This window comes from Priestia sp. KCTC 13724, from assembly GCF_056820425.1.
Genome location: NZ_JBXDLD010000077.1, coordinates 31995 through 45724 on the forward strand (window position 1 = coordinate 31995; position 13730 = coordinate 45724).

Sequence of the window (13730 nt, forward strand, 5' to 3'; positions counted from 1 at the left end):
ACTCTCAATCGGTCAGGTTTATCATTGGCTGAATTACTTATGTCCCAGCCTCTTTATGAAGATAGCGCCTGTGAAGGATCGACTTCAGGGATTGGCATTGGTTCTGAAACAACTTCGGTTACCTGACGTCGCTTGATGACTTCCACGTATTGAATATGATGATTTTCCATTGCCTTCACTTTAAAATCATACTGTTCAAACGCAATAATATCCTGTTGCTTTACATCATATTTTTCTGTTAATACCCAGCCACCGATCGTATCGATTTCTGTATCATCAATTTGAATGCCAAGCAGCTCATTAATTTGACTTACAAGCACTTTACCATCCACAATGTAATGATACTCTTTCACCTTTTGAATGAGAGGCTTTTCATCCGTATCAAATTCATCACGAATTTCACCAACGATTTCTTCTAAAATATCTTCAATTGTTACAATACCAGCTGTACCACCATATTCATCAACTAAAATCGCCATTTGAATGCGTTCACGCTGCATTTTTAGCAGTAGATCGTGAATAGAGACCGTTTCAACCACTTGAATAATTGGACGAATATAATCTTTTAAATGAATTGACTGCACATCTTTCATAACAAGCTCAGTTAAGATTTCCTTCATGTTTAGCAAACCAACAATATGGTCTTTATCGCCATCAATAATAGGATAGCGAGTGAATCGCTCTTCTTTTGCCATATCTAAAATATATTCAATCGTATCTTCTTGATCAATTGAGACCACTTCTGTTCGTGGTACCATAATCTCTTTTGCCACTCGGTCATCAAAGTCAAAGATTTTACTGACATATTTAAATTCTGATTGATTAATTTCACCGCTTTTATAGCTTTCTGATAATAAGATGCGAAGCTCTTCTTGACTATGTGCTAATTCATGCTCTGATGCTAATTTTAGTCCAAATAAACCTGTTAGCAAGCGAGCTGAGCCATTAAGTACCCAGATGAAAGGATACATGATTTTATAAAAGAATATTAGCGGCTTTACAAATAATAGAGTCACCGCTTCAGCTTTTTGAATAGCAAACGTTTTAGGAGCTAGCTCTCCAACTACCACATGTAGAAACGTAACGACAGCAAACGCGATAGCAACTGAAATGATGGTAGATAACCCTCCTTCAATACCAAGTTGCTCAAAAAGTGGTTCAAGCATATGAGCTACAGTAGGCTCACCTAACCACCCAAGGCCTAATGCTGTAATTGTAATTCCCAGCTGGCAAGCGGATAAATATTCATCTAGGTTGGTAATAACTTGCTTCGCAGCTTTTGCATTTTTGCTCCCTTCCACCACTAATTGATCGATTCTAGAGCTACGAATTCGAATAATTGCAAATTCTGTAGCAACGAAAAAGGCAGTTAATGCAATCAGTACCGCTAATAAAATCAAGTTAAATATGTCCAATCAAGTTCCTTAGCTCGTAATAGTACGAGTAAGGAGTCACCTCCTAAGTGATTAAAAGTTTAAAACATTTTTTATTGCTAAATAGTTATTTCTTTTTATTTTAAATGTAAAAAACTGTGTCGTCAAACCTTTTAGCCAGTGTTCTAACACGAATCTTAAGTATAAATACTTTACACCTTTTATAAAAGACACTTCTATTTTTTACTTTTCACAGGCATATAAAAGCTTACAATAACACATATCACGCCTATCAAAAAGAGAAAAATAGGCATCTCACTTAAAAATACTGTTAGGTAATCACCTGCGTTTCTTGCGTGAATGGGAACTAAACTCAATTCCATGATAAGACTAACGAATGCAATTGCGTTTAAACAAATGCCTAACAAAAACAACCCTAGTCTACTCCTGATTCCCAATAAGAACATTCCTTTCACATATTCAGCTTTTACATTTCGATAATGACAGAATTTTCACTTATTATTACAGTATGAGTTCCTTAAACTACTTATCACTGATTATTTTTATTATATGAAGAAATAAACTATTCGACATTTGGTGTGTATACAATACCTTTAAGGCAATTGCGAGTCAACTCTGAAACTTAAGCATTCTGCAAGATAAATACATCTATCAAGAATCTTTCGTTTCTTTAGCGTGACAGTTCGCTATCTTACCCAATAAATATTATGTTACCTGTAGATAATTTGCAGTTACGCTATCAATACACAAAAAAAGCTGCATCATTTATAAACGCAGCTTTTTCCAATTTTACTACAACGAAAAGAAAGATCTAATTGGATTCTTATGTAAAATTAAGAAACAACTCTTATTCTTCAGTTAGCGCCCCAAATATCTTGAGCAATTTTAATGACGTGACTAATTTTATTCCATTGCTCTTCTTCTGTTAGTTCGTTTCCTTCTTCCGTACTTGCAAACCCGCATTGTGGACTCAGTGACAAGTTTTCTAGAGGAATAGATGCACTCGCTTCTTTAACTCTTTGTTTAATGACCTCTGCATCTTCTAATGTAGGAAATTTAGATGTTACTAGTCCTAATACAACTGTTTGGTTGTTACGTGTAAAACTTTTTAATGGCTCAAAATCTCCTGAACGATTATCATCATATTCAAGGAAAAGCCCATCTACATGCAAGTTAGCAAAAATTGCGTCTGAAATAGTATCGTAGCCACCACTGGTAATATACGTAGATCTAAAGTTTCCACGACAAATGTGCATCGTAATGACCATATCCTCCGGCTTTTTAGAAATCGCATCGTTTAAGCAGTTGACTCTCGTATCAATAATATCTTTTACATCCATACCCAGCTTCTCAACAACTGCATCTATACGTTCTTCAGAAACAAAATCAATCCATGAAGTATCATCTAACTGTAAGTAGCGGCAGCCTGCATCATAAAAAGCTTGAATTGCTTTTTGATAAGCAACTACCGTGTCATGATAAAACTGTTCTCTATCCCCATTGTAGTAAGTATCCTCTTGAATTCGAGTGAATAACATGTTGGGACTTGGAATAGCAAACTTAGCAACTTGGCTTCCATCACCATATTGTTCAACAGCTTCTTTTAAAAATGTAAAATGTTCCAGCATATAATGATGGTTGAAATCTACTTTACCAACTACCTTGATTGCTTTATTTTTTGTTTTGGCACCTTTAAATTGACTAATATACTCCGTTTCAAACTCTTCTACACCATCTAGACCTGATAAGAAATCTAAGTGCCACCATGCACGTCTAAATTCTCCGTCAGTGATAGATTTAAGTCCCACTTCGATTTGTTTTTGGACAAGCTTTTCAATCTCCTGGTCCTCTACAGATTTTAAAGTCGTTTTACTGATCTGACCATTTGTATAGGCTTCTCTTGCTTCTTTGAGAGGAGTTGTTCTTAAAAAGCTCCCTACATGATCAGCTTTAAATGGAGCTTTCACTAATGTCTTTGTCATGGTTCTATTCCCTCTTTCTGTTCAAAATAAAAAACCTCTTCTTAAAGATAAGAAGAGGTTAATAGTCGTTATTGGTTCTTCTCCTATCTTCAAGCAAATTGCTACTGGAATTGGCACAGTACTTTAACAGTCTGTTGCCGAGGCTTCACAGGGCCAGTCCCTCCGCCTCTCGAGATAAGAATATTCAATTAATTAACTAGGGAAAATATTACACCTACTTTCTTAGTCTGTCAACAAGGAATTTGAAAAATCAGAAATAAAAAATTTTTTATTCAGTATTCAGAAGTGGTTCATATCCTTTTGAGTTCATGAAAGATAGACCGTGGTCAAACATATCGCGTCACTTTAGTTGTCTACATCTATATAATATATGTTATAATCATGTGACCTAGGTTTTAAATAAGGAGGAACCTCACAAAGATGTTAGTTAAAGGATTACAACTATTAAAATATGCCTTTTTAATCGGAGCTGTGGTATACGGAATAATCGCTTTTCAGAACAGTGATTCTACCAACTATATTGCTTATTTACCATACATTCAATTAATGCTAAGTTTATTTTTATTTATTGAAGCTGTTTTGACGTTTAAAGAAAGCAAGTTGCATTCAGCGTTTTTTCTGGTCATTTCTGTGTTCTGCTTCGCTATCTATTTTGAAGTTTAAAAAAAGCACGCTGCCCGTAGCGTGCTTTTTCACTTCCCACTCTTTAAAGCCGTTACAACTTCACCGATTGGGAGGTGTATTTGATTATCAAACACATAATCATAGTAAGTTGGCTCTTTATTAATAATGACCATTGGTACCTGACCATGTTTTCTAACTAATAAAGGAATTTGATTAATGGGTGTTACCTGCAAAGATGAACCCATGACAATAAATAAATCACTTTGTAAAGCTGCCTCTACAGCTTCTTCAAACCAGTGAATTGAATCTCCAAATAAAACTACATTGGGCTTTAGTGCCTCTTCACACGACGTACAGCTCGGTAATTCAACTTTGGTTAGAAAATTTAACCCAAACTCACTTCCACATTTTTGACAATGTGCTCGCTTAATTGTTCCGTGAATTTCATATACATTCGTGCTTCCTGCTTTCTGATGCAAGCCGTCAATATTTTGTGTAATCACATGCACGGTCTTTTCTTCTTCTAATTCTGCTATAAAGTAATGACCTAAGTTAGGTTCATATTCATCAAGCAGCTTCACACGAAAAATCTCTTTAAATAGCTCCCAAAAAAGTACCGGATTGTTCTGATAAAAAGAAGTGGAAATCACATCTGAAAATTCTAGGTTTTTTCGATACAATCCGTTTTGCGAGCGAAAATCAGGTATGCCCGACTCTGTACTTATTCCAGCTCCCGTAAAGACACAAATCCGACTTGCCTCTCCAATTCGTTTCTTTAACTCTTCAACTTGCATATTCATTGGCGCTCTCTCCTACTTTACAATCAATACGGGTATCTTCACATGTTGAGCAATTTTATGGCTCACGCTCCCCAAAAACATTTCTTTTACTGGATTTAAGCCTCGGCTTCCAACTACTACAACATCAAAGCGATTGTTGTTAGCAAATTGAATAATTGTTTTAGCAGCATCTCCATGAATAAACGTAATTTCATACTCTATATCAGATTTCTCTAAAACTTCTTGTGTTGTTTGGATACGCTTTTCTCTTGCTTCATCTTTTCCAAGCGTGTTTAACCTACTATCTCCTTCTACTGCATATATCACTTGAACAAAGCTTCGATCAGTTAATCTTGCTAAAGCAACCGCTTTTTCAGCTGCTCTAGCAGCGTGTTCAGACCCATCTGAAGCTAATAAAATTCGCTTAAACATGTCCTTCACTCCTTTTCTATCAATTATAACAGCTCTACTATTTTTTATTCCATTGAAGAAAGCGATATAAAAATTAAATTTTCTAAAAATATTTACGCTTTTGTGTTATACTAATAAACAGAAATGCTATACTAAATAAAAGGAATGATGGCATTATGGGGTTTGAGCTGATATGTACCTTTTGCAAAGGGCTTGGGAAAGTAATGATTATTCCTGGCATATTCTACACAAAAAAGTGTAAGCATTGTGAAGGTACTGGTTTGAAACTAAAAAAAGACGAAACTCCTCTATAAGAAGTCTCGCCTTTATATCGTTTAGATTGATAATTCTTTTGATAGTTGATACATACGCTCATCAATATGATGAGGTTCACCTAGGATTTCCATAATATTATAATCAACAATTTCATTTTTACGGATACCGATTGCACGCCCGCCTTTACCTTCCATTAATAACTCAACGGCGCGGCCACCAAAACGACTTCCTAACACGCGATCTTGTGCTGTTGGTGATCCACCACGCTGAATGTGCCCTAGAACCGTAACGCGAGTTTCAATTCCAGCAGCTTCTTCAAGCTGTTTTGCTACTTCGTTTCCTGTAGCTACACCTTCAGCAACAACGATAATACTATGTTTCTTACCACGCTCTTGGCCTTTCTTTAAACGATCTACCATCTCTTGGAACTCATCTTTCGCTTCAGGAATTAAGATTGTTTCAGCTCCTCCAGCTAGCCCTGACCATAGAGCAATATCTCCAGCATTACGTCCCATTACTTCAATAATAAAAGAACGTTCATGTGAAGTAGCCGTATCGCGAATTTTATCAATTGCATCGATAACAGTATGTAAAGCTGTATCGAAACCTAGAGTAAAGTCTGTTCCTGGAATGTCATTATCGATTGTTCCTGGAATACCTACACATGGAAAACCAAGCTCAGTTAGCTTAACAGCTCCCATATAAGATCCATCTCCACCGATTACAACCAAACCTTCAATACCATGCTTCTTTAGGTTTTCAATACCTTTACGGCGTCCCTCTTCTGTTTTAAACTCTGGACATCTTGCAGAATATAACATTGTTCCACCGCGTTGAATGATATCACCAACATCACCAACTTCAAGCTTTCGAATATTCCCTTCAATTAACCCTTGATATCCTTGATAAATACCGTAAACTTCCATTCCTTCATGAATCGCTTTACGCACAACAGCACGAACCGCAGGATTCATTCCTGGAGAATCACCGCCGCTTGTTAATACACCTATTCTTTTCATTACTTTTCACCTCATCAAAAGTCAAATCAATTGACACTGTATTCTATTTTTACATTCTACATGACTACAAAGTATTTGTGTAGTAATTCACAACAGATTTCTATTATTATTTTTAAATGTCCTTACATTTTCATATGTTTTAGTTATTAACAGCTAAATATTCAATTTTTTTCTATTTCTCAAAATCAAAACACATCATTCTGCTCACTCTAATTTTCATTTTTTTCATATTTTGTAATGAAAATGTAACGTTTCCATCTGTCGAAAGGTGTTATGATTATTTTACGAAAATTGACGAAAAATTGATGGAGGCCCATTATGAAGAAATTTGTGGCGGTTTTTACCCTCGCTAGCTTTTTATTTGCTAGCCCTTTAGTCAGCCAAGCTGCGCTAGGTGATCAAACATTAAAGCAAGGAATGAGAAATCAGGATGTTCAGCAATTACAGCAGCTTTTAAAGAAAAAAGGTTATTTCACTGGCAATACAACAACTTATTTTGGACCAGCTACATCAAATGCAGTTAAATCATTTCAGCGTAAAAATGGATTGTCTGCCGATGGAGTTGTTGGAAAAAGCACATATGCAAAGCTTGGAGTAAAAACTTCTTCACAGACTTCTACATTTAATGCTTCAAAAGTTATTAATAAAGGAAAGCAGTATGTAGGGGTACCATATCGCTGGGGTGGAACAACTCCTAGAGGATTTGATTGCAGTGGCTTTATTGGTTATACATTCAAGCAGGGCGCTGGCATTACTTTACCTCGAACTGTAGCAGAGATTTATAAAAAAGGGACACGAGTTACAAGCTTACAGCCTGGGGACATTGTATTTTTCCAAACATACCAAAAAGGCGCTTCCCATGCCGGTATCTACATGGGAAACAATCAATTTTTACATAGCTCATCTTCAAAAGGTGTTTCAGTTGCTTCATTAAAAGATAGCTATTGGAGCAAGCGTTATATTGGTGCAAAAAGAATTCGTTAAATAACAAAAAGCCAACTTGCGTTGGCTTTTTTAACGGCAAAAACTATAGTATTCATTAATAATATCTAATACTGTTGGATATTCATCTACCCACGTAAAGTTTGTCTTTTCATTTTGTTCTTGTTCTGTTTCTTGTTTAATTGTAATTTGCTCCACACAAGATTTCTCCCTTTTTCTGTTATATAACATATATATTATCTATCTTTTGTTTTATAACAAAAAATCAAAAAAAGAAGACATGCTAAAAGAAGAGGGTTGAACATAACAAAACAAATTTTCAAAAAGAGGAACACTCCCTTTTCTCACCTCTTTACGTTGTCAGAACACGTTCGTTCCATTGCGCTACGGCCACTCGCTTTCCGCCCTGTTTCCAACATTGTTTTCACAATCAACAAAAAAACCTGGACGATTAAAGATGAGGAACTCTCAATCGTTCAGGTTTATCATTGGCTGAATTACTTATATCCCAGCCTCTTCTTTTAATCTGCTTGAATTTTAATATACCATGTACGGTTTCTAGGGCCATCAAATTCACAAAAATAAACCCCTTGCCACGTTCCTAATAATAAATTTCCATTCTCAATAATAAGTTGTTGCGAAGAACCAACTGTACTTGCCTTTAGATGGGCAGCTGTATTCCCTTCAAAATGCTGATCTTTTTCATCAATCCAAGGATATACCTCGTCAAATCTTCTAATCATGTCACGTTTTACATCTGGATCTGCATTTTCATTAATTGTAATACCAGCGGTCGTATGTGGACAATATACGGTGACTACTCCGCTTTTCACTTGATGCTTTTTAATTTCTGTTTCCACTTGACTTGTCAAATCAATCATCTCATCGCGATTACTCGTTTGAAGTTTAAATGAATGTAGCATGTTTTCACGTCCTTTTTCGATTAGTTAGCATAACACCTATTGAACTCGTAAAGACTAATATATATTCTTTTTTATCGTACTGTTTTTTACTACTGAACTCAATATATTACTAATAATGTAAAGGTGATGAAGACTTGCTCAATTCAACGTTTCAACGAGATACAGAGTACGTTGTTAAGACATTTCTAGAATTAGCAGGTGGTAGCAGTGACATAGCTTCAAAAAAGCTATGGATTTCATCTACTGATTTTGTTTATATTCTTTATCTACAAGGGCTTGTAGACAGCGAAAAGCTGAATCAATTAACAGAAAAAATGATTCAAACAAAAACCTCATCACCAGCCAACACGCTAGATCGTTGGGATTCCTTTATCTCAACTGTTGAAAGCAGTGAAGTTTATACGTACAAGCAAGCTCTCACTGCTTTTTTAAAGGAGAACCTTTATTATTTATTCATAATCGTACAACGGCTTTTTCTTTAAATATGACAATAGCTAAACAGCGTACGTGGAGTGAACCAACGACCGAAAAAGTTGTGCGTGGTCCAAAGGTTGCGTTAATTGAAAACTTAGAAGAAAATATCGGCATATTAAGGCAAAGAGCAAGTGATGCAAACTTAACAGTCGAAGATGTTTTCATTGGAGAAGAACGGCTTCATCGAACATCAATTGTTTTTCATAAAAAGCAATGTCAACCTCATATCGTTAATCAAGTTCGCCAAAAACTTCAAAACATTAATCTTAATAATGTTCAAGGTTCTGGAATGATTGAAGAATTTCTCGAAGAAGCTTCTTATTCTCCTTTTCCACAGGTCCAAAATACAGAAAGACCTGACCGCGTCTTAGCTGCTATTAATGAAGGCAGAGTTGCAATTTTTGTAGACGGTTCACCTTTTGCTCTATTAGTACCAACAACAATTGACATGATTATGAAATCGCCCGATGACTATTACGAAAGATGGTTGGCAGGTTCTCTCTTACGCCTTCTTCGCTATATTTCAATTTTCATTACGCTCTTTTTTCTCACCCATTTATATTAGCCTTGTTTCTTTTCATCAAGGCCTGCTTCCCGCTGAGCTTGCCATTACCATTGCAGCCACGCGAGAAGACCCACCATTTTCACCTTTTATTGAAGCGATGGTACTGGAAGTGACCATCGAATTGTTAAGAGAAGCCGGACTTCGCCTCCCAACACCTGTTGGGCAGACTGTTGGATTAGTAGGAGGGGTTGTTATTGTAGTAGGGTCACTCCTCCCTAAAACGGCTGGAGACGTTATTGCTTTTGCTGACCTTTTAAGCTGGGTTTTTTTAATTATATTTCTTGCAGTTCCATTTTTTTAGGATCAACTATGCTAATTAAGAAACGAGTGAGGAGAATATAAATAAATATTTAGCTGTCATCATGATGATAATCATATTAGCGGGTTGATCTCGACACCGAAACATTGAACAACTCTTACTCGTCATTGGCATTGGCATGGATTCCTTAGACACGGTGAAAGAAAAGACGTCTCAGCATAACCTTATGCTCACTCATCAAACTCTTATATCTCCAGACCGTGGTGGGGTATCTTCTTCCTCATCTTCACCGTATAAAAACATTGTAACAAAAGGACCCACAGTACATGAAATTACAAAGAACATTGCATTGAAGCAAGACCCTTTATTCAGTCAGCATCAGCGTATTTTAGTATTTGGTGAAACAGCTGGGAAGACCTTCAAAGTTAGACTCTCTAATGGATCAGCTTGCTAGGGATAATGAAATTCGCAGAAGCTGCCTTGTTTTTGTTACGAATAGCCAAGCAAAGGCTATTTTAACGATTAAAGGAATGGATACTCCACCGGTCAATGTCATTTATGATTTAGTTGAAAATAGGTATCGGACCAATAAAATTCTTCCCACCTTATCATTGGGAGAAATATGAGCTAAGTTAAAAACGGACCAAAGCTTTTTAGTACAACGTGTTTCAAAATTAGAAAAAGACATCAGGACGGTTATCTGAAGATTGGGATGCTACTGACCAAAAGCTATCTCCTTCTTTTATTAACCATATTGAAAAAAATGTAGAGAACATTATCCAATCAGATACAAACAAAATACTTAACAAGCTCCAATCTGATTATGAAGCAGATGCACCTGAATTTAGAGAGTATGTACGAATCAACCACCCTGCATTTTGGAAGAAACATCGAAAAGAATGGGATACTATTTTTTCAAACTCTACTATTGATTATCATGTTGACGTTACAATTGAAGATTTTGGAGCAAAAACAGACAGCGGCTAATTAGTCGCTGTCTTACTTTAGTTCCATAATCATGTAGCGATTGGTGTATGATTTTCGTTCAAAAGAAGCTCGCTTTTCTTCTCGATCAAAATAAAATAATTCATCTTCCTGGTATTGAAACGTATCACCTTTTTTATCCATTTCTTTAATAAACGATAGGTAATCATCGGAGTGAATTAAATACTTCTCTGGTTTATCTGAAACTTGAACTACCTTTTCATTTCCTGTTTTCATTTTTGCCATCCCCACTGCTAAGGGTATCGGATTTCCTTCTTGAAAAATAGTCTTATAAAAAATTAGCACAAATAATAAACACGTAACGCCTACGACTAGCAAAATCTGTTTTTTTATCATCCTCACCTACTTTTCATATGGTTAGCTCTATTATCAAGTGAAATTCTGCGTGAGCAAAAACGTTCTGCTATGTCATTTTTATTCAGAGTGATTGACATAGAGATATGTACGTTACTAATACGACAAATTTGTAAAAAACACCTTTCTTTTATAAGAATTTGAATGGAAATATAACAGTTGTATTACCTTTCCGTTAAATCAGGTTTGCACTTCACATTTTCAATCGACTTCATGCTACACTTGAGTCAATAAAAGGTAAAAACTTTACGAATAGATAGGGTGTTGCGTATGAACAATCTTACTTTACAATCATATTTATCTCACTTATTTCCTGATATCCAAATGAGAAAACCGCTTTTTTACAATGCACCAATAGGCATCCGATTCAAGCTAACAAACCAAAAGCGCGTGTGGGAACAAGGGTATATGAAAAATGTTTATAAACGCACATACCAAATTTTTAAAGCACTTCATGATGAAAACGATGAGCTCATCGTTGTATTTCGTTCGCCATCTTCAAAAGCTGAACTATCCTTTCTAAAGCGCACTGATATATTAATGAAAAAATTCATTCGCTCTCGCTTAAGAAAGACAAGCGTACAGCTATTATCAACTAAAAATGAGTATGCAATTGCCTGCAGGCCAACTGACTTAAAGCAAAAGCAACTACTACAATCTATTGCGAATCGCGATTTACATATCCAACCTGCGATTGAAGAGGAATGTTACATTATCAACGTAAGCAAAGGAACAATTTTTCATCTCTATGATGATCGAGCGTTGGATGTCGTATCTAATAATCAACGTTCGCTTGGTTTACTACAAGAAAAGTTTAACGAATGGATTTTAGATATGGATGCTACTGAACATTCGCCAATAAGCTAACAAAGAGTTTGGGACATAACAAAATGATTGCTTCTAAAAGACGAACACTAGCTGTTCTCATCTCTTTGGTTTGTCTCAACACGTTCGTTCCATTGCGCTACGGTCCATTCCACCCTGTTTCCAACATTGTTTTCACAATTAACAAAAAACCTGAACGATTAAAAGTTATGAACTCTCAATCGTTCAAGTATAGTAAGGACTGAACTACTTATGTCTCAGTCTCTTTATTTTATTTGCTCATTAAGCCGTTGAACCATTTGCTTTTGTTGTTCTTCAGGAGAAATAGTCGCTTTATTGTCCCCAATTTGTTCACCATATAGACCAAATTGGGCATTATTTGCTCCTTTTAACTTTACTATTTTTGTATTTTTTGATAATAAATGCTTCGTTTCAGAAATCTTATTAGGCGTTGATAAACCATCTTTGTCACCTGTTAATGATAAAATTGGATAATTTGTGTTTGAAAAGTCATTTTTGTTCATTAGATAGGCAGCCAATAAAATGAGTCCCTTTACCTTACTTTGGTGATTGTACGCATAAGAACTCGCTACAACTCCTCCTAAAGAGTGTCCTCCGATAAACCAATTATTAATAGTAGGGTGTTCCTTCATGATTTCTTCTGCCTTGTTACTTGAGAAGAAACTAACATTAAAAGGCGCATCTACTATCCCTACTAGATATCCTTGCTTTGCGATTTCCTGTTGCATAATAACCGTATGCCATTGCTTCTACTTTTGCACCTTGGTAAATAATAGAGCCACCTTTTATATCAGTATTATCATCTGGCTGAAAAAACAGGTAACCATCTCATTGTATCGCTTGCTTTGGGACACCTAAATTTTCAACTTCTTGAGAAGGCTTGTAATCAAACTGTATCCAAATGACAGAGAATGCTACCACGACAGCAAATAAAACCAAAACTCCTACCGCTAGTACTTTAAGTAATCGCTTAAACATAAAATTCCTCTTTTCTTTATACTATCGAATGGAACATGCACATACTTTACATTATCTTGTAGCAAAAATGCATCTTTATGAATGAAAATAATGGTTCTACGGAACAATAAAACAAATTAACCAGCAAAGGAATTCTGTATGAAGCATATTACTTACCAAACGCACAAGCGACATAAAGCCTATGTTAGCTTGTTTGGCATAACTCAGCTCCACCTTCGAAATCCGTATATCATTGCTTGGTGGTCGGCGGCTTTTCCTGGCTTCGGTCATCTTTTGTTATCTAAAAACATTACAGGGCTGCTCTTATTCATTTGGGAGGTTTATACAAATATTCATGCCAACATTAATGTTGCAATGGTATATTCTTTTACTGGTAGGCTAGAAGAAGCCAGAAGCATATTGGATACTCGATGGGCGCTTTTATATATCCCTGTTTATCTATTTGCCGTTTGGGATAGCTATCGCACAACCATCGACATAAACAAAGTGTACGTGCTGGCTGAACATCAAAATGAACCTTTTGATATCTTTAAAATGGGCGCTTTAGAAGTCAACTACCTTGATAAACGAAGCCCCCTAGTAGCCGTCATGTGGTCCATACTCATGCCGGGATCTGGTCAGCTTTATATTCACCGAATTATCATAGGTTTCTTCTCTTTAATTTGGGTAGTCGTATTTTTTTATCAATCACAATTTCTTCCTGCGATTCATTTTCTATTTTTAGGAGACATCCCAAGTTCAACAAGCGTTTTAAATATAGAATGGCTTTTATTTCTTCCTTCTATATATGGTTTTAGCGCCTATGATGCCTATGTTAACACCATTGAGAACACGAGTGTTGATTATCCAAAATTAGACAGACTTATCCCTTGGAATGTGACGTAGTTTTTCAAAAAAGT

20 protein-coding genes and 1 riboswitch are annotated in these 13730 nt (G+C 35.9%); of the genes, 10 read left to right on the forward strand and 10 right to left on the reverse strand.

The features are described 5' to 3' along the window. Window positions 1-53: 53 nt before the first annotated feature. Window positions 54-1400, reverse strand: coding sequence for a hemolysin family protein (locus AC1UFB_RS11560; RefSeq protein WP_326046471.1), 1347 nt, complete (start codon window positions 1398-1400; stop codon window positions 54-56). Window positions 1401-2248: 848 nt separating this feature from the next. Further along, window positions 2249-3376, reverse strand: coding sequence for a 5-methyltetrahydropteroyltriglutamate--homocysteine S-methyltransferase (locus AC1UFB_RS11565; protein WP_025911406.1), 1128 nt, complete (start codon window positions 3374-3376; stop codon window positions 2249-2251). A gap of 80 nt (window positions 3377-3456) precedes the next feature. Continuing rightward, window positions 3457-3557: riboswitch (SAM riboswitch) on the reverse strand. A 239-nt stretch (window positions 3558-3796) separates the two neighbouring features. Between AC1UFB_RS11565 and AC1UFB_RS11570 the strand changes: the two genes are divergently transcribed. Then, a complete protein-coding gene (locus AC1UFB_RS11570; RefSeq protein WP_025911407.1) occupies window positions 3797-4039 on the forward strand; it encodes a hypothetical protein in 243 nt (80 codons plus the stop codon). Between the two features lie 29 nt (window positions 4040-4068). Here AC1UFB_RS11570 and AC1UFB_RS11575 read toward each other — a convergent pair whose 3' ends face one another. From AC1UFB_RS11575 to pfkA, 3 genes are all read right to left on the reverse strand, one after another. Further along, window positions 4069-4800: an NAD-dependent protein deacylase gene (locus AC1UFB_RS11575; protein WP_328100627.1), complete on the reverse strand. Its 732-nt coding sequence runs from the start codon at window positions 4798-4800 to the stop codon at window positions 4069-4071. 12 nt (window positions 4801-4812) lie between these two features. Continuing rightward, a complete protein-coding gene (locus AC1UFB_RS11580; protein ID WP_025911410.1) occupies window positions 4813-5211 on the reverse strand; it encodes a universal stress protein in 399 nt (132 codons plus the stop codon). Between the two features lie 314 nt (window positions 5212-5525). Beyond that, on the reverse strand, window positions 5526-6485 hold the full coding sequence (gene pfkA, locus AC1UFB_RS11585; RefSeq protein WP_025911412.1) for a 6-phosphofructokinase: 960 nt from the start codon (window positions 6483-6485) through the stop codon (window positions 5526-5528). A gap of 318 nt (window positions 6486-6803) precedes the next feature. Here pfkA and AC1UFB_RS11590 point away from each other — a divergent pair, with 318 nt between their 5' ends. Beyond that, window positions 6804-7469 (forward strand): C40 family peptidase, encoded by a 666-nt coding sequence (locus AC1UFB_RS11590; protein WP_061785273.1) that lies wholly within the window; start codon window positions 6804-6806, stop codon window positions 7467-7469. A 30-nt stretch (window positions 7470-7499) separates the two neighbouring features. Here the strand turns inward: AC1UFB_RS11590 and AC1UFB_RS11595 are convergent, their stop codons facing one another. Together AC1UFB_RS11595 and AC1UFB_RS11600 are read right to left on the reverse strand one after the other, a co-directional pair. Further along, window positions 7500-7625, reverse strand: a complete 126-nt coding sequence (locus AC1UFB_RS11595; protein ID WP_257788896.1) for a hypothetical protein — start codon at window positions 7623-7625, stop codon at window positions 7500-7502. Window positions 7626-7948: 323 nt separating this feature from the next. Beyond that, window positions 7949-8350, reverse strand: a complete 402-nt coding sequence (locus AC1UFB_RS11600) for a secondary thiamine-phosphate synthase enzyme YjbQ (protein WP_061786667.1) — start codon at window positions 8348-8350, stop codon at window positions 7949-7951. A gap of 134 nt (window positions 8351-8484) precedes the next feature. On the opposite strand from AC1UFB_RS11600, the gene AC1UFB_RS11605 reads away from it, so the two are divergent. The 6 genes from AC1UFB_RS11605 to AC1UFB_RS11630 all read left to right on the forward strand — a co-directional run bounded on the left by AC1UFB_RS11605 (window position 8485) and on the right by AC1UFB_RS11630 (window position 10635). Next, window positions 8485-8832, forward strand: coding sequence for a spore germination protein (locus AC1UFB_RS11605; protein WP_235859267.1), 348 nt, complete (start codon window positions 8485-8487; stop codon window positions 8830-8832). Window positions 8833-8834: 2 nt separating this feature from the next. Next, entirely contained in the window at window positions 8835-9389 is a 555-nt protein-coding gene (locus AC1UFB_RS11610; protein ID WP_482589268.1) for a spore germination protein, read from the forward strand. Beyond that, window positions 9292-9690: a spore germination protein gene (locus AC1UFB_RS11615; RefSeq protein WP_482589269.1), complete on the forward strand. Its 399-nt coding sequence runs from the start codon at window positions 9292-9294 to the stop codon at window positions 9688-9690. Before AC1UFB_RS11610 ends, AC1UFB_RS11615 begins: the two co-directional genes overlap by 98 nt. A gap of 136 nt (window positions 9691-9826) precedes the next feature. Next, window positions 9827-10102 carry a hypothetical protein gene (locus AC1UFB_RS11620; protein WP_328101931.1) on the forward strand — a complete coding sequence of 92 codons (276 nt, stop codon included), beginning with the start codon at window positions 9827-9829 and terminating at the stop codon, window positions 10100-10102. Next, window positions 10086-10274 (forward strand): Ger(x)C family spore germination protein, encoded by a 189-nt coding sequence (locus AC1UFB_RS11625; RefSeq protein ID WP_459558989.1) that lies wholly within the window; start codon window positions 10086-10088, stop codon window positions 10272-10274. The genes AC1UFB_RS11620 and AC1UFB_RS11625 overlap by 17 nt, the downstream gene beginning before the upstream one ends. Before the next feature lie 118 nt (window positions 10275-10392). Beyond that, window positions 10393-10635, forward strand: a complete 243-nt coding sequence (locus AC1UFB_RS11630; RefSeq protein ID WP_225002399.1) for a Ger(x)C family spore germination C-terminal domain-containing protein — start codon at window positions 10393-10395, stop codon at window positions 10633-10635. A 12-nt stretch (window positions 10636-10647) separates the two neighbouring features. Here AC1UFB_RS11630 and AC1UFB_RS11635 read toward each other — a convergent pair whose 3' ends face one another. Next, window positions 10648-10989 carry a hypothetical protein gene (locus AC1UFB_RS11635; RefSeq protein WP_225002392.1) on the reverse strand — a complete coding sequence of 114 codons (342 nt, stop codon included), beginning with the start codon at window positions 10987-10989 and terminating at the stop codon, window positions 10648-10650. Between the two features lie 288 nt (window positions 10990-11277). Here AC1UFB_RS11635 and AC1UFB_RS11640 point away from each other — a divergent pair, with 288 nt between their 5' ends. Next, entirely contained in the window at window positions 11278-11874 is a 597-nt protein-coding gene (locus AC1UFB_RS11640; RefSeq protein WP_025911418.1) for a DUF3885 domain-containing protein, read from the forward strand. A 224-nt stretch (window positions 11875-12098) separates the two neighbouring features. On the opposite strand, the gene AC1UFB_RS11645 is transcribed toward AC1UFB_RS11640, so the two are convergent. Beyond that, window positions 12099-12581 carry an alpha/beta fold hydrolase gene (locus tag AC1UFB_RS11645; RefSeq protein ID WP_226372984.1) on the reverse strand — a complete coding sequence of 161 codons (483 nt, stop codon included), beginning with the start codon at window positions 12579-12581 and terminating at the stop codon, window positions 12099-12101. 100 nt (window positions 12582-12681) lie between these two features. Beyond that, a complete protein-coding gene (locus AC1UFB_RS11650; protein WP_326046560.1) occupies window positions 12682-12831 on the reverse strand; it encodes a hypothetical protein in 150 nt (49 codons plus the stop codon). 138 nt (window positions 12832-12969) lie between these two features. Here AC1UFB_RS11650 and AC1UFB_RS11655 point away from each other — a divergent pair, with 138 nt between their 5' ends. Next, a complete protein-coding gene (locus tag AC1UFB_RS11655) occupies window positions 12970-13716 on the forward strand; it encodes a hypothetical protein (protein WP_482589273.1) in 747 nt (248 codons plus the stop codon). The last annotated feature ends 14 nt before the right edge of the window (window positions 13717-13730 follow it).